Below are 20,206 nucleotides of genomic sequence, written 5' to 3'. Positions count from 1 at the left end.
CGGCGAATCATGACCCCTCCCGGTTCGACTCTTAAGACAATACATGAACCGTACGCCGAACGCAAGCTTTAAGAGTCGTACAGTCAAAGGCGGTCGGGGGCTCACCCCTTCCACCGCCCCCGATCGCCGAGGCCAGCGCCGCAGGGTGCGCCCCACGCCGGCCAGCTGGCCAGGTCGACCGTCACCCCGGGCCGCCATTGCGGCCCCTTGGGTCGCCTCCATGAAACCCGCATCACCTGCGACTCTTAAGACTTGCAATCCCCTGACAGTGAATGTAGTGTCTTAAGAGTCGAAGGGCGCAAGCCCGAACGCATAGCCTCAGGAGGACCCGTGATCACGAACACTGCCGACGTCGCCTACCTCGCCCTGCGACTGCCCGCCGGCACCCGGGTCACCTACCACGGCACCGACGCAACCTCGCATGGCGAGTGGACCGTTCAGCCGTGCGCATGCCGCCCGTGCACGGCCGCAGCCCTGCTCGGCCGCCCCGCCCGGCGCTACGAGCTGTACACCGTCGACGGCAAGCCTGGCCCTCTCGTGCACGTCCGGCACACTTCCGTCACCCCCGTGCCCGGTGAGGACGAGCTGAACGAGGCGATTTGCGCCATCCCCACCAAGTACGCGGCCGCGTACCTGCGCAAGGAGCTGCGACGCGCTTTCCCCGACGTGAAGTTCTTCGTGCGTACCGGCCAGGGCAAGCACCGCCAGAAGATCTCCGTGAGCTGGACCGGCGGGCCGGGTCGCACGCGGGTGAGCGCTGTCGCCGCTCCGCTTCTGGCGCAGTTCGGCCCCGGTGACCGGCGGAATCCGCGTCGCATCAGCGTCACCGTCGCTGGCCGTGTCTACTCCGGGATGCCGCTGGTCGAGGCGATCACGCTCGACCACAAGTAACTACCCGTATTGACTCTTAAGACTTGCATTCGCTCCGTCTCGAACGTAGAGTCTTAAGAGTCAAAATGACGGAGCGACCCGCCGGTCGGCCCACCAAGGAGAAACAGCTGTGAGCGCCCTGACCTTCTACTGGAACGCCCCCTGGACCGCCCTTTCCCCTCGGCTGACCGGCGAACTCATCGCCGCGGGTGCCACCGAGTGCGTCAACTCCAACCGCCCCGAATCCCTGTATGACCTGATGTGCAATCTGGACGACACCCGTACCTTCAGGGGCGTTTGGGATCGCACGAGCGACCCCGTGACCCTCAGCGTCCTGGCCGAGGACTTGGCCGACCTTCACGCCGAGCGCACCGGCATCCGCGGGGCCCTCCGTCGCGGCTTCGGCGACGCCGCCCACGACCACATCTGACCGCCACCGAAGGGACATCGAGATGGGCACGCTCAACCTCGCAGGCCTCGCGCTGTACATGTCGATGCACGAGACCGGCGCGCTGGTCGTCCCGTATGAGGTGGCGCAGCTGCGGGCCGAGGCCATCAGTGAGTTCGGCTATGACGGCCTTCGCGCGCAGGCGTTCCGGCGCGCATGGTTCTCTGCGGTCGCGGAGCCTGGCGTTTGCTGTGACCGGGCGTCGTGGGCCCGCGCTACCGCGTCCTTCGTCGAGGACCCCGCGTAGCCGTTCCGATCGCCGACTCTGGGGGCCCTGCGCCCCCTGGGCGGCCGTACTTGGCGTAGATCCGAAGCCTGGCACGCATCCGAAGACTCCACCGCTTGACTCTTAAGACTTGCATTCCCCATGCCGCATCTGTAGTGTCTTAAGAGTCAGAAGGGGCGGGAGGGAAACCCCGCCGAGATTCTCTGGAAGGAATCCCCGTGATCCAGCTCCGCCTCGTCAACGAGAACGGCATCACCGTCACCCTCCCCGGCATCGAGACCGTGGTCACCGTGGCAGACGAGCTGGCAGACGCGACGGCGGCATCCCTCCTGGGCGAGCCCGCCGAGGTCGACGCCGCCATCTGGCGACAGGTGGCCCGCGAGCACGCAGAGGCCCTCGGCGGCAAGGAGACCATCAACGGACAGAGCGCGCTGGCCAAGGTCGGGAACCACGACGCACGCCGCTACCGCGTCACCCGCACCGCGACTTGACCAACCCCGGCCCCGCGCACCGCGCGGGGCCGCCCCCTGTCCAGCCCCTGACACCGACACACCCGGCGCCCCGCACGAAGACCCCGTAACGACTCTTAAGACTTGCATTGCGACGCATTCGAATGTAGTGTCTTAAGAGACGACAGGGAAACGAGTCCCTGACGCACACCACAACAAGGATTGGAAGACGACATGAAGGCGTCCACGACCCCCGCGCCCCTCTTCGGCACCGCGGAGCTGATCACCTCCACCGTCCGGACGCCGGACACCCGTCCCCACCGCCTGCGTGTCGTCGACCTCTACATGACCGGTGACAAGCAGGGCGGCTTCTGCGTCCTGTGCGACGCATACGGCGAACTGAACGCTCTGCGCGACCTGTCGGCGCACGCCTACGGCTGCACGCCCGGCATCGAGCCGTTCGCCAGCCCGGCCCCTGCCTGGCTCTGACCAACCCGGCCGGTCCCGCGCCCCTGGGACCGGCCCACCCGTTCCCGACAACACCCTGGAGTTCACGTGTTCACGTACGCCCACGCCCAGCGCATCGGCACCCGGCTGTACCAGTGCGATGCCACTGCGACGGCCGCCCATCGTGGCGTTCGCGCCTGGGCGCTCCTGGACGGCATCGGTGACCGGCCCGACGTGCGGACCTGGGCGCGCCACAACGCCCGTCTCCTCGCGCATGTGGCGGCGCAGACGGACAATCCCGAAGCGGCCATTGCGGCGGTGCGCGCGACCACCGACTACGACGGATACCAGGACGACGAGTGGGATGCACCGAGCGCGGTGGCGGTCGTTGGTGTGCGGGCCGAGGACGGCGCACTGCGCATCGCGTGGTGCGGTGACGCCCGCGCCTACTGGCAGCCGCTCGGCGGCGCGCCCGTGCAGCTCACCCGCGACCACAACGAGGCTGAGCGGTGCCGGGCTGCTGGCCGCACCAACTTCCCCTGGCAGTACCGCAACTACGTCACGTCGAGCCTTCGGCGCCACGGTGACGAGGTCGGCGAGGTGGGCACGGTGCGCGCGCACGGGCCCGGACGGCTCGTGCTGTGCTCCGACGGCGTGTACTCGCCGTTCGAGGACAACGGCGCTGACCTCGGCAGTGCGCTCACGGACGCCACCCCCCGCAAGGCGGCTACCTCTCTGGTCCGCCGCGCCACCGGCTTCAAGGCGAACCGCAAGGACAACGCCACCGCATTCGTCGTCGACTTCACCTGATCCCCGCGCGGGAGGCCCCTGGCGGCTTCCCGCGCCCGTACCCCCGGAGCGCCCTGTGTCCGTCACCTTCACCCCCGGCCACGGCATCACCATCGCTCACGTCGTCACCTGCGGGTGCCCCGGCGCCACCGAGCTCGCGCCGCGCTACGGCGCGTGGACGGACGCCGACGATGATGCCGGGCGTGCCAGCGCAGCCACGCAACGCACACCGCTGCCGGGATGCGAGATGCCGGACATCTGCCCGCAGTACCCGCTGCACGCCGAGGAGATCGACGCCGACGGCCCCGTACCGGACGTGAACATCCATAACGGCACGGCGCGGCTCCTGCTGCCCCTCCTGGGCCTGCCTGCGGCCGACGGGACGGACGACGCGTACGGGGACCTGCCCGCAGGGGACTTCGTCGGTCGCGTTCTGATGGCTCTTGCGCTCGCCCCGCAGGGTGCCGGCCCACGGGCTGAGCGCAGCGGTTCGACCTTCGTCGACCACGTTCCGGGGCACCTTCGGATGCGGTTGGACGACCTGCTCCACATGGCGCAGTGGTGCGTGACACACGGCCGCCGCGTCACCTGGTCCTAGCCCCATCAATTGACTCTTAAGACTTGCATTCACCATGCCGTGACAGTAGAGTCTTAAGAGTCAAGAGGGCGCGGGGGAACCCGGCCGAAGCACCACACCAGGGAGTTCCCGTGACCACCGCCCTCATCACCGAAATGCCCGAACTGCACCTGGAGGTTACGGAGTTCGACCGCATTGAGTGCGACGCCTGCGGGAAGGCCTCCCCCTTCCTCGACGACGGCGACAACGGCACCCACGAGGCCCACGACACCGGTGACTGGCACGTGCTCAACCTCGACGAGTGCGGTTGCCCCAACCTCTGCACCAACTGCGCCGAGGAGCAGTGCGGAGCCGTCGATGACAGCCCGCGCCTGTTCGGCATGCGCGTCGTGTGACGCGCAGCGCGCGGGCGGCCACCAGGCCGCCCGCAGCCTCACATGGCCACCGGCCCCGGACCGCCTCACGCAACGGGAGAAGAGATGGCACGCCGCACACACCGCCCGACCCGCCCCGCCCGCACCGCTGGTGCCGACCGCTCCACCGGGGCGCGGTGCTGCTCGCCCTGCCCGGCCTGATCCCGGCAGCAACGTCCGAAGATGTCGTCACACGGCTGCTCCTGGCCGCCACCGGCGCGGCCGCCCTTGGGGCGGCCCTCCTCCTTCGCCGCAGCGGCGCGCCCCGCACGGCCCCCACGAGGCCGCTGCTTCTCCGCCCCGGCTGGACGGTCGCCGCCACCCTCGCTGACATTGCCGCATCTCATACCCGCCCGGCGCGCCCGCGCTGAGCGCCACCCCCGGTAAGGAGCACGAGCCATGGACGCCACGAACAACGCCCCTACCGCCGTCCCTGCCCAGGTACGCACGGCCGACGTGAACGAGACGATGCGGGCCCTTAAAGACCGGGTGCAGCGCGCCACGGACATGCCCGAGGCCCTGCGCCTCCTGGCCTGCGAGGTGGCCGGCGAATTCGGCCTCCTGGAGCAGTTCGTGTCGCTGCTGCTGACCGCCCGTGAACGTGTCGAGCCGTTCGCGGACTTCGAGAACGCCCACGGCCCGGAATGGTCGCTGTGGCACTCCCTCGGCTTGGCCGCCGAGGATCTACAGGACCGCCGCGCAGAGATCACCGGTCCTCTTGACGAACTCGGACTCACGCGCCCCGAGCACAACCGCCCCTGAAGCCCCGCCAGAACAACCCGCACGACTCTTAAGACTTGCATTGCCGATGCCTCGACGATAGAGTCTTAAGAGTCGTAAAGGGCGGCGAACCATCCTCCCCACCAGCGAGGTTATTCATGGACTACAGGTACGTACGGGCCAACATCTTCGGCATCGGTTTTGTCGACGCTGCGACGGCGCGCCCGCTCCGGGAGGCGGAGATCCGGTGGGCGTATCAGGACCTGCCCGCGACCGTCGAGGCGACGCCGGGCACGGTCACCGTGACCCTGGAGGGGGCGGGTCCGGCCTACATCTACTTCGCCCAGCCCCCGGCCGACTGGACCGACGCTTCCTCCAACGAGCCGTTTCGCCCGCCGTTCTGACGGCCAGCCCCACCCGGGCGCCGCAGAAGCAACCCGCGGGCGCGCACAGCGCCCGCGAGTGCCCACGCTCCCCCGACCCGAGCGCGCAGCGCTGCACACCCCTCCCACCCCCTGACCGATTCTTCGAAGGGTGCTCGATACCCGTGACGACCTCCGTTTCCGCTCCCCCGAGGCCGGCCTGCCCCGAGCCGTTGCGCTTTTGGGACGGCGACCGCCTGGCCGCCGTGCACGACCGCAGGGTCTGGCACCGGTGGGGCGGACGGTGGGTCAACTACCTGTTCGCCGAGGACTCCGTGCCATTCACGGACACCCAGGCCCGTGGCCGGCTGTGGTCCCCCGGGGAGCCCGACGCGGTTCGGTTCATTCCGCGCGCACCCGCCGCCGGCGATCCGCTGCCGGGCACGGCCGTGACGGCCGACGACATCGACCGCCTCGTCTGGGCACCTGCCCGCAGCGTTCTCCCCTACCTGCTCCTCCCGGCCCAGGCCCGTGGGGGCGTGCACCATCTCCGGGCAGCTCACGACTTCACGCAGCAGCTCAATGCCCAGCAAGGGTGGCGGGCAACTGCCCTGCAGTTGCCGGCGATCACCTTGCCGGCGGCACGCGCAGCTGTGCGATCCCTCCTCGAAGGAGGGCAGAAGATCAATGCCTCCTACCACCGCCCAGCGGGGCGCCTGTACGCGCGACAGACGCTGGAGTCGGGCGTGATGACGTTCGTATGGATCTTGAGCAGCGAAGCCCACACACCGCATTGAACTGCGGAAGGTCGACTACCGAACCCACGAATACGCCTCTTAAGACTTGCCAACCACTCCACCGTAGAGTATAGTCTTAAGAGTCAACAAGGCGAGGGGTTCACCCCCTCGGAAGGAGCGCGCTCGTGACGCCTGACTCTCTCAGCATCGCCGACCTCTCTGCTATCGCCGTCGAGTTCGGCATCCGAGAGGGGATGCTCGACGCCGCCGTTGAGGAGCTCACACACGAGTGGGCGGCCGACCGATTCAACAACGGCGCCCTGCCCGAGCTGGACTTCTGGGACGCCCACGAGCAGCTGCACGACGAAGCTGACGAATACGCGGCGAGCCTCAACAACAGCGGGGTTTTGGTCCAGCTCCAGGTCCTGTCCGAGGGAGGCACGCGCGCGGCACTGCGCTCGCTGCTGCACGACCTTCTCACGCCCGCCTGAGACCCGCGCCGGAGCACCGGCACGGCCACACCGAACAACGGAGAACACTCATTCCGGCATCTGTCGAACTCCCCCTGGCCCAGCACATCCTGCCCTCCGGCCTCGCCCCGACCGTCTACAAGCGGTTCAACCGGGTCCGCAAGGCCCTGGCGACCGCCTACTACCTGCACATCAGCCACCATGGCCTGCTGACCGGCGCCGATATCGGAGCGCTGACTCCGCACCAGATGGCCGTCGCCGCGCGGTCGGCCGGAGTCGAGGCGCCGAACAGCATGGAGTCCCGCGAGCTGGTCCGCGCGCTCCTGCGCGTCTTCAACGGGATCGAGGAGCCCGAGACCGCCGCCGTTGAGGCTCCGGTCTCCCGCGACGAGCTGGCCCGCGCTCTCAGCGGCCTCGCCGTCGTCGTCCAGGCCGCCGCGCAGGGCGTCAACCGGTAGCCGACCGAGGCCGGGTGGGGCGCCGCGCCCCACCCGGCCGCAAGGCATTCCCGGCCCCGCCGCAATCCCCCACCGCCCCGAGGCCAGCACAGCCCTGGGGCTCCGGAAGGAGCCATGCACCAGACCGTTCCGCGCTGGCAGCAAGAGCCGATCCTGCTCTGCCCGGCCGCCGTGACCGACCCCGCTCTGCTGGGCGGGGTCCTGTCCGTTCTCAGCTACCAGGACCTGACCAAGATCGGCCTCACGGTCGACGAGCACAAGCTGCGACGCCTCCAGGGCGCCATCGTCGGCGAGTTGCGCACCGCCGTAGCGCGGGCACTGGAGGACGGCGAGACCGAGAGCCCGGCCGCCGTCGTCCAGGTGCGCATCCACGTCCGTCAGGTCGACGGAATGCCGCCCTACTGGTCCGCGCGCAACCTCACGCTCCGGCACGCCGACGGGCTCTCCACCTTCTGCTTCGATGCCTCGCACACCGGCCTGGAAGACCTTCTCACCGACTACACCTGCATCGACCAGCCCTCGGAGCGCGACATGCGGACCATCGACGTGCGCGCCGGCCGATTCGGCCGCTGACCCGAGAGGGAACACCGTGCCCACGGAGCCTGGGCGGTTCGTGCTGCGTGCGAGCCCCCCCCCGCAGGTCGACTCCAACCATACCCAATTGACTCTTAAGGCTTGCACGCATCACACCCCTACTGTATTGTCTTAAGAGACAGCGGGGAACGGCCCCGCATCATCGAAGGGTGCACCTGGTGCTCATCCGGTTCCTGCTCCTCACCCTGTCCGGCATCGCAGGCGGTCTCATCGCGGGGGCCATCAAGGACAACCTCTCGCCCGCCAGCGTGATCGCCAGCGCCCTCAGCAGTGCTGCCGTCGCCCTCGCGGTGATCTATGTGCGCTTCCGGCGCCAGAGGAAGTCGCAGGACGCGTAGCAGCTGGTGCCGCCCTCCGGCAGCTGCCGGAGGGCGGCACCAACCTCCCCAACCGATCTGACCGCCCCGCTCCTTCCGGAGGCTCCATGTTCTTCCCGTCCGACGGCGACCGCATCGTGCTCACCCGCATCGGCCGTGACGGCCGTACCACCTCGTACATCGGAACGGCCACCGACGTGATGCCGTACCAGCGCAGCTCCATCGGCGGCCTCTGGCTCGGGGGCTGGCGCCTGACCGGCCACAACACGGCCACCGGCGAAACCAAGGACTCGTACTTCGCGTGCACCGAGGTCCTGGAGCGCTACGACCAGGGCATCCGCCAGACCGTCCGGCTGGCCGCCGCTGACGACGAGTAACACGCGCGCCCGGTCTGATAGGGCCGGCCACGCCATCGCCACAACAGCAGGAAGGACCCTGACATCCGCACCATCCCGCGAAATCACACCATCGTGATCGCCGGCCTGCGCACCGCGCTCACCCAGGTCACCCGCCACCACGGATTCCGGGATCTGAGCGGCGCGCCCGCCCCGGCCGCCGAAGCCTGGGACCACTTCGACAACGGCCCCGCCCGCCGCTACTGGCCGCTCCTGCGCGAACTCGACCCGCGCGCCGGGGTCTATGAGATCCGCGTCAGCGGCGAACTGCGCTACGAGCTGCGCCGGGCCGCCCCGGCCTCCGGGCACCGCATCGACGTGGTGGTCGACCGCGATCCCGACAACGAGACCGGCGTCACCGTCTACGTCAACGGGGCCAAGACCACCGGCCCCGACGTACAGATCCACATCCTCGACCCCGGCCGCGCTGGAGCCGATCACGAATGGCTCAACGACCACCTCCAGCACGGCGACTCCGTCCCCGTCGCGGTCCGTTCCGAGATCGCCCTGCTCGCCCAGAGCTACCACCACAGCCGTTACTGCGCGCACCCCGACTGCGACGGCTGACCCCTCACACCGACGAAAGGCCTCCTTGCCCATAACCTCCCGCGCCACCAGCTCCGCCGAACTCGACGCAGCGACGCCCCAGGACGCGGCCAACGCCCGTATCGCCCGTGCCGCCGGACTTCAGATCATCAGCATTGACATCCGCTATATCCGAGCCCGAGTTGGCCGGTGGACCTACGACGGCAAGGTCACTGAGACCGAGGGCGAGTTGGCCACCTTCTCGTACACAGACCGCCGGGGCCGCCCGCGCACGGCGACCCGCTTCACGCCCCACGGCTGAAGGAGCCTGCCTTGTCCTCCATTCCTCTCCACTACGGCAACCCCGATGTCACCGTCTGCACGCGTGCCTTCGCCGTCCAGGGCGCGGACACCGGACTCGCCTCCCTGCGCACCGGCCACCTCCTGCGCCTTGCCGAGGACGCCCTGGGCCTGAGGGCCGGGCACTACCAGGCCGGCCACTACCAGGGCAGGCCCGAACAGGGTCAGCGCACCCTCATCGCCCTCTCCGACGCCGAAGCCGCCGCCGTCCGACAGAAGGGCGCCACCGTCAGCGAGGCCGCCCCCGCCCCCGACTGGTCCCACCCCTTCGCCATCGCCGTGGAGGGCATGCGACTACGCGAAGTCCGGGCCTTCCTGGCCGAACACCCGGATCTGCCGGACGACGCCCTCGTCGTCATCAGCCCCGCAATCCACCACCTCGACGGCGAGGCCACCCCCGCAATGGCCGGCCTCGACGCGGGCGCGTACGTCCCGGCGATGGACGGCAGAGGCAACTACGGCAACTTCTGGCACCCGGACCACTCCGACGACCCCCGACCGGAGCGCAGCATCCCCGCAGTGCTGCTCAGTCCGTCCGCCTGACCGGCAGGCGGACGGCAGCACAACCAACACCCCAGGACGCCCAACGCGGCACGCCTGCCGCGCGTAGGTGGTGCATCGGCTTGGACCTCGACGGCCGTGGACAGGTCTGCCGCAGGGCGTGCTGGGCCCGTCCGGGTAGTTGTACCACTACAGGGTGAGCAGCGCCCATCGGCGCCGGCCGTCGGCGCTGGTGTCGGTCCCACAGCTTGCGATGGAGCCTGCTGCCGCGAGGCTCGTGAGGAAGTGGGAGTCCTCCACCGGAGCCTGGCCCGACTGGTGACTGAGGACCAGGACAAGAGCCTGCCTGTCCTGGTCGGCCAGGTGGAGGCTGATGCGGCCCCCTCCGTCTTCGACCGCCGCCCCTACCAGGAGTCTCACGACAGAGTCGATCGAGGAGGCATCAGGTCGATACCCCCATTCACCGAGCTTGCCCAGCACGCGCCGGCTGGCGCCGCTCGCCGCCCACGCCGCCGACTCCAAAGGCCAGTTGACGCCACGCCGGTTCCGCATGGTTACCCGCCCCCGGGACGACCTGGCCACGCCTCGTTCTGGACGAGGCAGCTCAACTGGCTTCTTGGGCGGCGGAGGGGTCTTTGGTGGGTAGCTGGGCGGGTGCGGCGACTCAGCTTCCGCAGGCACAGGCTTCTGTAGCGGCTGGGGCACAGCGACCTCCCAGGTGCCGGGTTCGGGCGGCTCAGGCCGCCCCGAACCATGGTAGTCCGGCAGTTACCGCCTGTTCATCGTTCGTGACTTCCGGGCGCTGTGTATGGCGCGGGAACCGGCCGCCGCCCGCGAACGGCCCGTGGCGTGCCCCCGCATCCCGATGGGCGGAAGTGCACAACCGCTGCCGCTTCGACCCGCGCCGGCCTTCAGGGCCGGTCGGCCGGTCACTCGGCAGTGCCGGGTGCGACACGACACTACCCACAAAACCATGGTTGCGCCTCTTAAGACTTGCTTGGCGACGCCGCGTTATGTAGTGTCTTAAGAGTCAAAGAAGCCGTTACCGACAGCGGAGGCACGTACCCATGGACATCTCTCCCGCTCAGATCAGCACCGACCTGAAGCGCGCCTGCAAGCTGGCGCTGGACCTCTACGGCCGCAATGTCGCTGGTGACGCTGCTGAGTGGAAGGAAGTCCACAGCCTTCTTCAGGGCGCCCTTCAGGCCCTTGTGGAGCAGGACACCACCGACCGCGACGCCGTACTGCGCACCCTGCCGCGGCTCGCCGCCACCTGGCGCCAGTGGGGCGATGTCCGGACCATCCGATCGCTGGTGCGGCACGTGTCAGCCATCCGCGAGGAGCGCGGTCCCGGCCCGTTGATCTTCATCGCGGCTCTGTGCAACGCCGAGCTCGTGGCCGCACGGCTCCTCCCGACCTGACCGGCACGTGCCCCGCCAGCCGAAGTGAGCGGAGACCGCTCCGGTCTCGGATGACCGGAGCGTCGTCGCGCACCTTGTCCCCGCCGCCCGGCCGCCCGGAGGGCCGGGCATTGTCAGTCCCCTACGTAAGGATCATCTGCATGACCACTCTTCCCGCCGATAAGGCGCTGTCCGTCCTGTCCGCTCGCGCCGAGTACGAGATTGCACTCCAGCGCCTGCGCGAGGCTTCGCGGGCGTACTACGGCGACGGCGACAGCCTGCTGGACGACGCCACCTACGACCGGCTCCGGCTCACCGTGCTGGCCTGGGAGGCGGAACACCCCGACGACGTCGCCGAGGACTCCCCCACCGCCCAGGTCGGTGACGGGGCCGCGCCGACCGGCGACGTCGCGCACACCACCCGCCTGCTCAGCCTCGACAACGTCTTCAACGCCGACGAGCTGGTGACCTGGGGCGCCTCCCTCCAGCGCCGCCTGGGGCATGCCCCGGTCGGCGGGTTCACCGTCGAGCCGAAGATGGATGGCGCGGCCATCGCCGCCCGCTACCGTGCAGGCAGGCTGGTGCAGATCATCACCCGCGGCGACGGCAGTCACGGCGAGGACGTCAGCCACACCATCGGCCAGATCGACGGCTTGCCCGCGCAGCTTCCGGTGTCGGCCACGGTCGAGGTGCGCGGCGAGGTCCTGTTCACCCAGGAGCAGTTCGAGGCCGCGAACGAGATCCGCACCAACCATGGCGCGCAGGTCTTCGCCAACCCCCGCAACGGGGTGGCCGGCACCCTGCGGGCGAAGGACCGTCCGTACCAGCTGCGGATGACGTTCTGGGCATACGGGGCGGTCGAGCTGGACGCAGAAGCGTTCCTGCCCGTCGGGGCCACGCACGCCGACGTCCTGGCCGCGGTCGCCGTGGCCGGAGTGCAGACGACCGCGGACACCCCGGCAGGGCTGCACGTGGTCGCAAGTCTCGCCGAGGCGCAGCAGAGGGTCGACGAGATCGCCGCGCTGCGTGCGAGCCTGCCGTTCGGCATCGACGGGGTGGTGATCAAGGTCAATGACGCGGCCGAGCAGGCTCTGGCGGGGTTCGGCAGCCGGTTCCCGCACTGGGCCATCGCCTTTAAGCTCCCGGCCGTTGAGCGGCAGACCGTGCTGGAGGACGTGGTGTGGGATGTCGGCCGGACCGGTGTGCTCGCCCCGACCGCCGTGCTCGCCCCGGTCGAGATCGACGGGTCTACGGTCACCCGGGCCACTCTTCACAATCCCGCGGATATCCGCCGTCGCGATCTGCACCTTCTGGACACCGTGACGGTCTACAAGGCGGGCGACATCATCCCGCGCGTCCAGGCTCCGATCGTGCAGCTCCGCCCGGAGGGTGCGCGGGAGGTGCCGCTGCCCGAGGCGTGCCCCAACTGCGGCGGGGAGATCGACAAGCGGCAGGAGCGGTGGCGCTGCGCCAAGGGCACCGCGTGCGCGCTCCCGGCGCTGATCGAGTACGCCGCGGGACGCGAGATGCTCGACATCGACGGCCTGGGCAAGACGTACGTCAAGGCCCTGGTGGAGTCCGGGGACGTCGCGGACGTCGCCGACCTGTTCACCCTCTCCCCCGACCAGCTCACCACCGCCTCCGGCAGCGCCAAGCGGGCTGCCAAGCTCGCCGAGCAGATCGAGGCAGCGAAGTCCCGCCCGCTCAGCCGTGTCTTCTGTGCTCTGGGAATCCTGGGCACCGGGCGCAGCATGTCCCGCCGGATCGCTCGGCACTTCGGCTCGATGGAGGCCATCCGCCAGGCCGACGCTGCGGCCATGCAGGCGGTTGAGGGCATCGGCACGGAGAAGGCGCCGGTCATCGTCGAGCAGGTCGCCGCCCTGGCTCCGGTCATCGACAAGCTGATCGCGGCGGGCGTCAACATGGCCGAGCCGCAGGAGCAGACGGAAGCCACCGGCCAGGGTCCGTTGTCCGGCAAGGTCGTGGTGGTGACCGGCAAGATGACCGGGCCGCTGGAGGGCTGGAAGCGCCCCGAGGTGAACGCCCTGATCGAGAAGGCGGGCGGGGAGCCCGGCAGCAGCGTCAGCGCCAAGACCGCCATCCTGGTGGCCGCGCCGTCCGCGAGCGGCAAGCCGAGCTCGAAGGCCGCCGCGGCCGAGAAGTTGGGCGTCCAGGTTCTCTCTTCGGAGGCCTTCGCCGAGCTCGTGGCGGATTACCTGGTCTGAGCACGCAGCCTGTCCCGAGGCGGGGCCGCACCGCAGGGTGCGGCCCCATTCGCGTTTGCCGGGCAACCCCCGTGGCTGGTCGCGGGGCGACCCCGCCGGCCCCGATGCCTGGCGGTCAAGCTGGAGGCCATCAGCGTGGTCGGTTGACGGCAGTTGACCGCTGACTTCCGCCGGCAGCTGGACGCGCGCAGCCGCTCAGACTCCGTGCGGATAGGTCCTGCGCGGGCACACGAGCGAATTCGCAGCGCGAGCAGCAAGCTCACCCCTATCGACTCTTAAGACTTGCGGTCGCCACACACCACATGTAGTGTTTTAAGAGACGATAGGGTTTCAGCCCCTCCCGCAGAAAGGAGTGCTTGTGCACACCAAGGCCCGCGCCACGGCGACCAGCGCCACGCTCCCCGAGTCCGTGGAATCCCTCCGGGCACAGCGGGACCTGCTGGCCGACTTCATCCGCCAGCTCGCGGCGGACAACCCCCGGACCATGGCGCTCGACGCCCAGACCCACCGCACTGCGCTGGAGCTGCTGGATGACCTGCCGACCCCCGAGCGGTGCCCGAACGCAGAGACCGACGACCCGGGCGACGGGCACACCTTCGTCCTGCCCACCGATAACGGGACGCGCTGCCTGAACTGCCGGTCGCTGCGCCCCAAAGTCCCCGCCGTCTCGGGCACCTGACGCCTCCAGCACCCGCTTGACCCAGGTGGCGTGCGCCCGCCGTGGCGGGCCCGGACACCCCCTTCCCGACGACCCTTCCCCGAAGGAGACAACGCCCATGGGCGCCGAGATCTGTTACACCGGCCGCATCGACTTCGACAAGCCCGTTCCGGCAGCCGCCATCGGCGTCGAACTGGCCGAACTCCGGGACCTGGAGCAGGACGAGCTGTTCTCCCTCGCTTACTCCCCCGTCGGCGACCTGGCCGGCGTGATCGCCGACGACCGTCACATGTTCGGTCACACCCACCAGTGGCGCCGCACCCTGCACCTGCTGGAGACCATCGCCCATAGCCAGCAGCAGCGCCTGACCGCCGATGCGACCTGGGTGTCCGACCCCGGCCCCTACTTCGGCACCCTCATCATCGACACTCTGGGCCGCTTCCATGAAGTCCTCGACGACGAGTGCGCCGACACGCACCGGAGCTCGGGCTGCAACTGCTACGTACGCCGATGACCTCCTGTCCCCGCCGGGGTCTTCAGCACATTGCCGCACACGCCGACCACCATCCCTCCATCGACCTGAGGACATTCGTGACCAGCACCCCCTCGCCCCTGCCGACCGCTCTCGCCAACTCCCTGAACCTCGCCGTGGAAGCAGCCCGCGCAGCAGCCTCGGCGGCTGCGCACGTCGCCGCGTCGGCTTTCGTCACCGCCACGGACGGCGAAGGCACCATCCACCCCACCACGTACGGCGAGAGCCCCGACGCCTGGTGCATGGTGAGCGCACCGAACCTCCAGGCACACCTGCTGCGGGACATCCCGGGCGGGATCGCGCAGGTCCGCTTCACGGGACTGCCCCAGCAGGCCTACGAGGCGATCCGCGCCCACTGCCTGGCGAGTGACGAGTGTCCGCACGACGAGTCGTGCGACTGCCTGGGCAACCCCTGGATGTCGTGGACCGAGCTGGAGAAGGTTGCCTACGACCCCGACATCATGCACAAGAGCGGCGAGGAGCGCGGGCACGCCGGCATCGCCTTCGGCCGGGCCGAGGTGACGCTGTACGAGGAGCCGGTGGCTCTGGTCTACGAGCTGATCCGCCTGACTCGCACACAGCTCTGACCTCACAACGTCTCTTAAGACTTGCCATCGAACCTACCCGCATGTATAGTCTTAAGAGACAATCAGCTTTCCTGTCCCTCCACCAAGGAGATCACCACCTTGCCCACGACCGTCGCCGAACAGCCCACCCCCACCCTGGAGTCGGCCATCGGCTACATCACCCTGCACGCCACGCAGGAGGACCTCGACCGCATCAACGCGGCAGTGAAGCAGCGCACGAAGGCCCTGCGCGAGGTCCGCGCTGCCGCCGTGACCAAGGGTGCGGACGTTCGCCTCGGTGACTGCCGCCCGAAGTACATGTCCGGCCTCGCCGGAAAGGTCGTCGAGGTCCGCCAGGGGCGGTCCACCACGACGGTCGACATCGAGCTGGACTCCAAGTCCACCGAGACCCTGCGGCTGCACCGCAACATCCCCGACGGTGTCGAACGCCACCGGCTCAACAACGTGCCCGCCTCCATCTGCCACATGCAGTGACCAGCCGCCCCGGGCTCCGTGCGCCCACCGTGGTGTGCGCACGGAGCCCGGGTCTCGCCGCTGGCCGACTGCCGCCCTCGACCTTGCCCAGCTCCTGGCCAGCGCCTACCGCACGACCGACGCGGACCGCCTGCGCCAAGGGCGGCGACGCGCCCTTCTTCTCGCGTGACGACTTCACCGACGACGACCAAGGCGCCGACCTCCTGGAGCAGTGGGCTCGCACGGAGGTCGCCCGGGTCTTCCCCGCCCTCTGACCGGCGCCTCGCACCACGTCCTCGGCCCCGACCGCAAGGTCATCGGGCAGGTCATCCGCGCGAGCGGATACCGAGGCCGGCTCTCCGACCCCGGCACCACCGAGCCCGACCGCTCCCCCGAGGGCGCCGCCACCGCACTCATGCGAGCCCACCTCACCCAACAGGCCACCACGCGGCACACCCCCTGAACACGCCCCGTCCCGACGACGCAAGGAACAGCATGACCACGCGGGACCCGGTCTGGGTGCACTACGTGCTCGTCTGCGAGAGCGCCGGAACCGACCACGAGCACTGCACCGACTGGCGCTACGCCGGCGAACACCGGGGCACCGAAGGCGAGCAGTCCTACGCCGACGCGCGAGCGCACCCCCACGCCCGGGTCATGCGCCACCCGGAGCACTACCCCCTCCACCGCACCGTCGCTTTCGAGCACCGCACCGGCGGAGGCCCCTGCGCCGCCTGCGGCACAGCCCGCGGCCCCTGCACCGACACCCCCACAGGCCCGCTCTTCCTCTGCGAAACCTGCCTGACCCTGCTCGAGAACGAACTGCGCCGCTCCCTCACCCACTTCGGACTCCCCGACCCCGGACCTCAGCCCCAAGCCATAACAGGACCCTGACCAGCACCCTCAACCCAAATGGTGACTCTTAAGACTTGCCGCTTAGGGATCTTCAGCGTATAGTCTTAAGAGTCGTAGGGGGAGAGGGAAGCCCCCGGTAGGGGAGAGCATGGCGAGCGAAGTTGACCAGCTGATCAAGAAGCTGCGGGACCAGGACTTCAAGGTAGACGGGAAGAACCGGCGGCACCACAAGGTCACCAAGGACGGCAAGTTCGTCACCTGGCTGCCCAAGACCCCATCCGACCACCGATCACTGCCAAACTGCATGCCCTATCTCAAAGCAGCTGGCTACAAGCCCGCCCCCAAACGGGCGAAGAAGAAGCCCAAGCCCTGACCCGGCCGGGCCGCTGGATCCCCAGCGGCCCGGCACAGTCGCCGTTCCCAGCAGACAAGGAAAACCCCCGTGCAGCGGTCGTTCAGCGTGTACGTCGAATTCGACACCACCGACGTCTCCCCCGACACCTACGCTGACCTCTTCGACACCCTCCACGACGTAGACGGCGCAGCCGGCCCCGCATCCAACGGCAACCTCTCCGTACGCCTCACCATCGAGGCCGACAGTGTCCGCCAGGCCATCGCTCGCGGCATCGAACACGCCCAGGCCGCCGCCACCGCCCACGACATCACCCCCACCGTCACCGCAGTCGAGGCAGTCACCGAGACGGAACGCGACCGCCGGCTGACCGACGAGGACCAGGAGGAGGAACCGCGCGAGACTGCCCTCGGCGCACGAAGCACATTGGGGCCGTTCAGCGTGTACGTCGAGTTCGACGAGACTGAGACCTGTTCCGATACCTACGCCGATCTTGTCGACGCCCTCCACGACGTCGAAGGCGCAGCCGGCCCCGCATCCAACGGCAACCTCTCCGTACGCCTCACCATCCGAGCCGGCAGCATCATGCAGGCCGTCGCTCTCGGCATCGAGCACGCCCAGGCCGCCTCCGCCGCACTCGACATCACCCCCGTGGTCATCGGATTCAAGGGCGCGATCACGACCGAACACCCTCGCTAGCCGATCGAATAGACCAACGACGAGAAGCCGTAACAGACCCCTACAACGAGGCACCTTGCCTTGGCCTGACACACCTTCGGGTTTGCTCAATCGAGAGCATTCACCCCACATCCCGAGCTTCAGAACCCATCGGGTTGCTCACCGCTTGCGACGCTCTGACCTGCATGTATATCCATAGCTATACCCATAGAGCTGCCCATCTGTATCGCTTCAAATGCGCCGATGGCGCTATCCATCTGCCTCACTTGGCTTGTCGCGATACCAATAACGATAGGTCTACCTTGAGCTATGCCGATGTAAGTGACCAAGCAAAGTCCTTCATCAATCTCTTCGTCGCTATCCTCCCGCGTCCCTTGAGGCGCACCTCTATATCCATCTACATCGATACCTTCACGCGCCCTTTGGATCGCATCTACAGAACCCCCTGTATGGATATCGACATGACTTCCTGACTTGCCACCCTGAGGCATACATACCGATCCTCCTTGCCTGCTACCCCTCGACCGGCAGTCCCACGTATGCGCCTCACTACCGCGATACGGGTCTACTCCCCGTATCTCCCTACCTCCTGCCTTCTTCGATACCTATCTTCCGGACTTACGTGAGGCCCACCGACAGACAGCGCGAACGTCGCTACCACCTGACGACATAGAGGCCGATCGACTGTCCTTGCCCTACGCAGATCGACCCTTCGCCCCTCCGCAAATGCCCCCTACGGACCTACAGACCAACGTTGAGGCCCACCGAACGACCTGAGGGCCGAAATACCCACCCGTCCGCGTACCTTCCATGCGTCCGACTACCTCACACGGCGGGCGATCCTCCGGTCCCGCTGTTCACCTCCGGTCAGCAGGCGCTACCCACCCCCGCCCCGCCACAGCTCGCCAGCGTGCTGCCCAACGCCCTCCAGGCCTGTTGACCTACGCTGCACTCGACCGCCTCCTCCCACACGCGACCGATCGCTCCCCCTGCCGGGACCCATTCCCGCCCTGCTGCTCATCTCTGGTCAGCAGGCACTACACACCGCCACCCCTCCACATGGCTTCACCGGTGCACTTTCGCCCAGCCCACCATCCGTTCAGAACGCCCTCACTGCTGAACCACGTTCTGTTTCGCAAACCGACTCGCCGCGGCATCGGAGGCAACTCGCCCTCCACTGACTTCGCCCTCCAGCAGAAACAGCCCGGTTCTGTCAACTCCTGCCGAGTCGGAACCCCACAAATCACACGGGAGCTGTTAAAGTCGCGCCAGCCACACCCCTGACAGGGGCATAGCTTGCCCCTCTTCTGAAGTGCACGTAGCGTCTTGCCTGCTCAACAGCAGAGCAAAGTCACGCGCTGACCAGCCATGAGGTTGGCAGCCGGCAGGAAGAGAGTTGTCCGTGGAGAAGATCGCCGTTGCGAGCCAGAAAGGAGGCCCCGGCAAGACCACGACGACGGTCAATCTCGCGGCGGGCCTTGCTCTCGCGGGGTACCGCGTCCTCGTTGCCGACATCGAGCCCCAGGCCCAGGCCGGCATAGCTCTTGGAGTGCGTCTGGCCGGCACGGACATCGCTAAGTCGCTGGCCCTGCCTCTTCAACACCTCGCTCAAGGTGTGCCCTCGTCGCTGCGCAGCATCATCATCGACCGCAGCGAACTCCTTCGATCTCGCAAGTCGAAGGGCACCCTTCATCTGCTGGCCTCCGAACAGGCCACCATGACCAATGCGCAGCACATCCTCCACGCAGCAGGAGTGGAGAAAGCGCATGTCCTCCGCGACCTGCTGAAAGAGCTTGACGACGAGTACGACTTCGCAGTCTTCGACACCCCACCAGCTGTCCAGTCCCTCAATGGCGTGGCGTTGGCCGCTAGTGACTATGCCTTGACCTTGTGCAACCCCAAGGGCGCGACTGTCGAGGGTGCGGTCACGATGCGATCCACGATCAGGCACGTCAAGGACCGCACCGGCGGGGCTGCCGATCCCAAGTACCTCGGCGCCGTCCTCAACATGGCCCATCCCATGGGTGAATGGAGCACGGAGGAGATCGATGTCCGCAACCAGATGGTTGACGCCAACCTCCAACCGTTTCTAACAGAGATCCGCGAAGATTCTCGGATCTCTGGCAGCTACTCCAAGGGGATGCCAGCTGTTATCGGCTACGCCCGAACTGCCCCTGGGAAGCGCTACGCACGCTTCCTTCAGGAGGTGCTGGACAGGATGGATACCCCAGAAGACGAGTGGGAGATCGCCCAGAGCGCCGACGAGCAGCTGGATGCGGCCGAGGCTGCCGCCGTACCGGCACAGCAGGTGAAGGAGGCGTCCAGTGTCTGAGGCCGCCAGTGGTCAGGGCGAGAATCCTGCTGGCGAATTTGCTGCGGTTGCTCGCCGGGGGCGTAGGAGGCGGGGAAGCTCCGACCGCCAGGCAACCGCAGCTGCGCTCGTGGCCAACGCTGAGTCCGTGGCGGCGAGTTCGTTTCTGGGAGGAGGGCCTCAGGGGCCAGTAACAACCCAGGCCCCTGCAATCCCGGTTCCAGCTACCGGTGACAGAGCCGTCAAACCTGCGCAGTCTCCCGCTTCGGTCCGGGACGCGAAGCCCAACGTCGACACGCAGGCGGACGCAGACGCGAAGCCCGATGCGGACACGGACGCAAAGCCCGGCGCGAAGCCGGACGCGGAAGCCGACGCGGAAGCGAAGCCCGACGCGGAAGCGAAGCCGGACACGGACGCGAAGCCGGACGCCGACGCGAAGCCGGACACGAAGCCCGACGCCGACGCGAAGCCGGACACGGACGCGAAGCCGGACGCCG

The 20,206-nt window shown here is 68.3% G+C and carries 32 protein-coding genes and 1 pseudogene; 31 read left to right on the top strand and 2 right to left on the bottom strand.

Annotated features, from left to right (window positions below):
* Nucleotides 1–330 precede the first annotated feature (330 nt).
* The 19 genes from ABZ851_RS30725 (at nucleotide 331) to ABZ851_RS30635 (ending at nucleotide 9,700) form a co-directional block, all read left to right on the top strand.
* Nucleotides 331–891 (top strand): LPD29 domain-containing protein, encoded by a 561-nt coding sequence (locus ABZ851_RS30725; protein WP_361134412.1) that lies wholly within the window; start codon nucleotides 331–333, stop codon nucleotides 889–891.
* Nucleotides 892–1,000: 109 nt separating this feature from the next.
* Nucleotides 1,001–1,300, top strand: coding sequence for a hypothetical protein (locus tag ABZ851_RS30720; RefSeq protein WP_361134409.1), 300 nt, complete (start codon nucleotides 1,001–1,003; stop codon nucleotides 1,298–1,300).
* A gap of 22 nt (nucleotides 1,301–1,322) precedes the next feature.
* On the top strand, nucleotides 1,323–1,565 hold the full coding sequence (locus tag ABZ851_RS30715; protein WP_361134406.1) for a hypothetical protein: 243 nt from the start codon (nucleotides 1,323–1,325) through the stop codon (nucleotides 1,563–1,565).
* A 197-nt stretch (nucleotides 1,566–1,762) separates the two neighbouring features.
* Nucleotides 1,763–2,035, top strand: coding sequence for a hypothetical protein (locus ABZ851_RS30710; protein ID WP_361134403.1), 273 nt, complete (start codon nucleotides 1,763–1,765; stop codon nucleotides 2,033–2,035).
* A gap of 192 nt (nucleotides 2,036–2,227) precedes the next feature.
* A complete protein-coding gene (locus ABZ851_RS30705; RefSeq protein ID WP_361134399.1) occupies nucleotides 2,228–2,482 on the top strand; it encodes a hypothetical protein in 255 nt (84 codons plus the stop codon).
* 66 nt (nucleotides 2,483–2,548) lie between these two features.
* A complete protein-coding gene (locus ABZ851_RS30700; RefSeq protein ID WP_361134396.1) occupies nucleotides 2,549–3,250 on the top strand; it encodes a protein phosphatase 2C domain-containing protein in 702 nt (233 codons plus the stop codon).
* 55 nt (nucleotides 3,251–3,305) lie between these two features.
* Complete coding sequence (locus ABZ851_RS30695) at nucleotides 3,306–3,827, top strand: hypothetical protein (RefSeq protein WP_361134393.1); 522 nt, start codon at nucleotides 3,306–3,308, stop codon at nucleotides 3,825–3,827.
* A 110-nt stretch (nucleotides 3,828–3,937) separates the two neighbouring features.
* Nucleotides 3,938–4,201 (top strand): hypothetical protein, encoded by a 264-nt coding sequence (locus tag ABZ851_RS30690; RefSeq protein ID WP_361134390.1) that lies wholly within the window; start codon nucleotides 3,938–3,940, stop codon nucleotides 4,199–4,201.
* Between the two features lie 417 nt (nucleotides 4,202–4,618).
* Complete coding sequence (locus tag ABZ851_RS30685; RefSeq protein ID WP_361134387.1) at nucleotides 4,619–4,981, top strand: hypothetical protein; 363 nt, start codon at nucleotides 4,619–4,621, stop codon at nucleotides 4,979–4,981.
* Between the two features lie 116 nt (nucleotides 4,982–5,097).
* On the top strand, nucleotides 5,098–5,343 hold the full coding sequence (locus ABZ851_RS30680; RefSeq protein WP_361134384.1) for a hypothetical protein: 246 nt from the start codon (nucleotides 5,098–5,100) through the stop codon (nucleotides 5,341–5,343).
* 143 nt (nucleotides 5,344–5,486) lie between these two features.
* Nucleotides 5,487–6,098, top strand: a complete 612-nt coding sequence (locus ABZ851_RS30675; protein WP_361134381.1) for a hypothetical protein — start codon at nucleotides 5,487–5,489, stop codon at nucleotides 6,096–6,098.
* A 125-nt stretch (nucleotides 6,099–6,223) separates the two neighbouring features.
* On the top strand, nucleotides 6,224–6,529 hold the full coding sequence (locus ABZ851_RS30670) for a hypothetical protein (RefSeq protein WP_361134378.1): 306 nt from the start codon (nucleotides 6,224–6,226) through the stop codon (nucleotides 6,527–6,529).
* Nucleotides 6,530–6,756: 227 nt separating this feature from the next.
* Nucleotides 6,757–6,966 (top strand): hypothetical protein, encoded by a 210-nt coding sequence (locus ABZ851_RS30665; RefSeq protein ID WP_361134375.1) that lies wholly within the window; start codon nucleotides 6,757–6,759, stop codon nucleotides 6,964–6,966.
* A 114-nt stretch (nucleotides 6,967–7,080) separates the two neighbouring features.
* The gene (locus tag ABZ851_RS30660) at nucleotides 7,081–7,539 is read left to right on the top strand and encodes a hypothetical protein (RefSeq protein WP_361134372.1); all 459 of its coding nucleotides are present in this window, start codon (nucleotides 7,081–7,083) and stop codon (nucleotides 7,537–7,539) included.
* Between the two features lie 170 nt (nucleotides 7,540–7,709).
* Complete coding sequence (locus ABZ851_RS30655) at nucleotides 7,710–7,898, top strand: hypothetical protein (RefSeq protein WP_361134369.1); 189 nt, start codon at nucleotides 7,710–7,712, stop codon at nucleotides 7,896–7,898.
* Between the two features lie 86 nt (nucleotides 7,899–7,984).
* Nucleotides 7,985–8,254, top strand: a complete 270-nt coding sequence (locus ABZ851_RS30650; RefSeq protein WP_361134366.1) for a hypothetical protein — start codon at nucleotides 7,985–7,987, stop codon at nucleotides 8,252–8,254.
* Nucleotides 8,255–8,347: 93 nt separating this feature from the next.
* Nucleotides 8,348–8,839, top strand: coding sequence for a hypothetical protein (locus tag ABZ851_RS30645; RefSeq protein ID WP_361134363.1), 492 nt, complete (start codon nucleotides 8,348–8,350; stop codon nucleotides 8,837–8,839).
* 25 nt (nucleotides 8,840–8,864) lie between these two features.
* Nucleotides 8,865–9,119 carry a hypothetical protein gene (locus ABZ851_RS30640; RefSeq protein ID WP_361134360.1) on the top strand — a complete coding sequence of 85 codons (255 nt, stop codon included), beginning with the start codon at nucleotides 8,865–8,867 and terminating at the stop codon, nucleotides 9,117–9,119.
* A gap of 11 nt (nucleotides 9,120–9,130) precedes the next feature.
* Nucleotides 9,131–9,700, top strand: coding sequence for a hypothetical protein (locus tag ABZ851_RS30635; RefSeq protein ID WP_361134357.1), 570 nt, complete (start codon nucleotides 9,131–9,133; stop codon nucleotides 9,698–9,700).
* Nucleotides 9,701–9,847: 147 nt separating this feature from the next.
* On the opposite strand, the gene ABZ851_RS30630 is transcribed toward ABZ851_RS30635, so the two are convergent.
* Nucleotides 9,848–10,078 carry a hypothetical protein gene (locus ABZ851_RS30630; protein WP_361134354.1) on the bottom strand — a complete coding sequence of 77 codons (231 nt, stop codon included), beginning with the start codon at nucleotides 10,076–10,078 and terminating at the stop codon, nucleotides 9,848–9,850.
* Between the two features lie 647 nt (nucleotides 10,079–10,725).
* On the opposite strand from ABZ851_RS30630, the gene ABZ851_RS30625 reads away from it, so the two are divergent.
* The 10 genes from ABZ851_RS30625 (at nucleotide 10,726) to ABZ851_RS30580 (ending at nucleotide 17,419) form a co-directional block, all read left to right on the top strand.
* On the top strand, nucleotides 10,726–11,079 hold the full coding sequence (locus ABZ851_RS30625; protein WP_361134351.1) for a hypothetical protein: 354 nt from the start codon (nucleotides 10,726–10,728) through the stop codon (nucleotides 11,077–11,079).
* 140 nt (nucleotides 11,080–11,219) lie between these two features.
* Nucleotides 11,220–13,283: an NAD-dependent DNA ligase LigA gene (gene ligA / locus ABZ851_RS30620; protein WP_361134348.1), complete on the top strand. Its 2,064-nt coding sequence runs from the start codon at nucleotides 11,220–11,222 to the stop codon at nucleotides 13,281–13,283.
* Nucleotides 13,284–13,641: 358 nt separating this feature from the next.
* The gene (locus tag ABZ851_RS30615; RefSeq protein WP_361134345.1) at nucleotides 13,642–13,962 is read left to right on the top strand and encodes a hypothetical protein; all 321 of its coding nucleotides are present in this window, start codon (nucleotides 13,642–13,644) and stop codon (nucleotides 13,960–13,962) included.
* Between the two features lie 97 nt (nucleotides 13,963–14,059).
* Nucleotides 14,060–14,455 (top strand): hypothetical protein, encoded by a 396-nt coding sequence (locus ABZ851_RS30610; RefSeq protein ID WP_361134342.1) that lies wholly within the window; start codon nucleotides 14,060–14,062, stop codon nucleotides 14,453–14,455.
* 77 nt (nucleotides 14,456–14,532) lie between these two features.
* Nucleotides 14,533–15,060 (top strand): hypothetical protein, encoded by a 528-nt coding sequence (locus ABZ851_RS30605; RefSeq protein WP_361134339.1) that lies wholly within the window; start codon nucleotides 14,533–14,535, stop codon nucleotides 15,058–15,060.
* Nucleotides 15,061–15,159: 99 nt separating this feature from the next.
* On the top strand, nucleotides 15,160–15,534 hold the full coding sequence (locus ABZ851_RS30600; RefSeq protein ID WP_361134336.1) for a hypothetical protein: 375 nt from the start codon (nucleotides 15,160–15,162) through the stop codon (nucleotides 15,532–15,534).
* Nucleotides 15,535–15,745: 211 nt separating this feature from the next.
* Entirely contained in the window at nucleotides 15,746–15,976 is a 231-nt protein-coding gene (locus ABZ851_RS30595) for a hypothetical protein (protein ID WP_361134333.1), read from the top strand.
* A 32-nt stretch (nucleotides 15,977–16,008) separates the two neighbouring features.
* Nucleotides 16,009–16,407 (top strand): hypothetical protein, encoded by a 399-nt coding sequence (locus ABZ851_RS30590; RefSeq protein ID WP_361134330.1) that lies wholly within the window; start codon nucleotides 16,009–16,011, stop codon nucleotides 16,405–16,407.
* A gap of 109 nt (nucleotides 16,408–16,516) precedes the next feature.
* Nucleotides 16,517–16,741 carry a hypothetical protein gene (locus tag ABZ851_RS30585; protein WP_361134327.1) on the top strand — a complete coding sequence of 75 codons (225 nt, stop codon included), beginning with the start codon at nucleotides 16,517–16,519 and terminating at the stop codon, nucleotides 16,739–16,741.
* Between the two features lie 69 nt (nucleotides 16,742–16,810).
* Nucleotides 16,811–17,419 (top strand): hypothetical protein, encoded by a 609-nt coding sequence (locus ABZ851_RS30580; RefSeq protein ID WP_361134324.1) that lies wholly within the window; start codon nucleotides 16,811–16,813, stop codon nucleotides 17,417–17,419.
* A gap of 119 nt (nucleotides 17,420–17,538) precedes the next feature.
* Here ABZ851_RS30580 and ABZ851_RS30575 read toward each other — a convergent pair whose 3' ends face one another.
* On the bottom strand, nucleotides 17,539–17,889 hold the full coding sequence (locus ABZ851_RS30575; RefSeq protein ID WP_361134321.1) for a hypothetical protein: 351 nt from the start codon (nucleotides 17,887–17,889) through the stop codon (nucleotides 17,539–17,541).
* 911 nt (nucleotides 17,890–18,800) lie between these two features.
* On the opposite strand from ABZ851_RS30575, the gene ABZ851_RS30570 reads away from it, so the two are divergent.
* Both ABZ851_RS30570 and ABZ851_RS30565 read left to right on the top strand, forming a co-directional pair.
* Entirely contained in the window at nucleotides 18,801–19,730 is a 930-nt protein-coding gene (locus tag ABZ851_RS30570; protein WP_361134318.1) for a ParA family protein, read from the top strand.
* A 109-nt stretch (nucleotides 19,731–19,839) separates the two neighbouring features.
* Nucleotides 19,840–20,206: pseudogene (locus ABZ851_RS30565) on the top strand (hypothetical protein); the annotation flags it as partial.

The sequence above is a fragment of the Streptomyces sp. NPDC047049 genome (genome assembly GCF_040643995.1).
In the GTDB taxonomy this organism is placed as follows: Bacteria; Actinomycetota; Actinomycetes; order Streptomycetales; family Streptomycetaceae; genus Streptomyces; species Streptomyces mooreae.
Note: the sequence above shows the minus strand (reverse complement) of the source record. Positions and strands in the feature narration are given on the sequence as shown.

Excerpts from the sequence above, each read along its gene's own strand:
- ABZ851_RS30715 (WP_361134406.1), top strand. The coding sequence starts at position 1,323 with ATGGGCACGCTCAACCTCGCAGGCCTCGCGCTGTACATGTCGATGCAC.
- ABZ851_RS30705 (WP_361134399.1), top strand. The coding sequence starts at position 2,228 with ATGAAGGCGTCCACGACCCCCGCGCCCCTCTTCGGCACCGCGGAGCTG.
- ABZ851_RS30685 (WP_361134387.1), top strand. The coding sequence starts at position 4,619 with ATGGACGCCACGAACAACGCCCCTACCGCCGTCCCTGCCCAGGTACGC.
- ABZ851_RS30680 (WP_361134384.1), top strand. The coding sequence starts at position 5,098 with ATGGACTACAGGTACGTACGGGCCAACATCTTCGGCATCGGTTTTGTC.
- ABZ851_RS30665 (WP_361134375.1), top strand. The coding sequence starts at position 6,757 with ATGGCCGTCGCCGCGCGGTCGGCCGGAGTCGAGGCGCCGAACAGCATG.
- ABZ851_RS30660 (WP_361134372.1), top strand. The coding sequence starts at position 7,081 with ATGCACCAGACCGTTCCGCGCTGGCAGCAAGAGCCGATCCTGCTCTGC.
- ABZ851_RS30650 (WP_361134366.1), top strand. The coding sequence starts at position 7,985 with ATGTTCTTCCCGTCCGACGGCGACCGCATCGTGCTCACCCGCATCGGC.
- ABZ851_RS30625 (WP_361134351.1), top strand. The coding sequence starts at position 10,726 with ATGGACATCTCTCCCGCTCAGATCAGCACCGACCTGAAGCGCGCCTGC.
- ligA (WP_361134348.1), top strand. The coding sequence starts at position 11,220 with ATGACCACTCTTCCCGCCGATAAGGCGCTGTCCGTCCTGTCCGCTCGC.
- ABZ851_RS30610 (WP_361134342.1), top strand. The coding sequence starts at position 14,060 with ATGGGCGCCGAGATCTGTTACACCGGCCGCATCGACTTCGACAAGCCC.
- ABZ851_RS30590 (WP_361134330.1), top strand. The coding sequence starts at position 16,009 with ATGACCACGCGGGACCCGGTCTGGGTGCACTACGTGCTCGTCTGCGAG.
- ABZ851_RS30585 (WP_361134327.1), top strand. The coding sequence starts at position 16,517 with ATGGCGAGCGAAGTTGACCAGCTGATCAAGAAGCTGCGGGACCAGGAC.
- ABZ851_RS30575 (WP_361134321.1), bottom strand. The coding sequence starts at position 17,889 with ATGCCTCAGGGTGGCAAGTCAGGAAGTCATGTCGATATCCATACAGGG.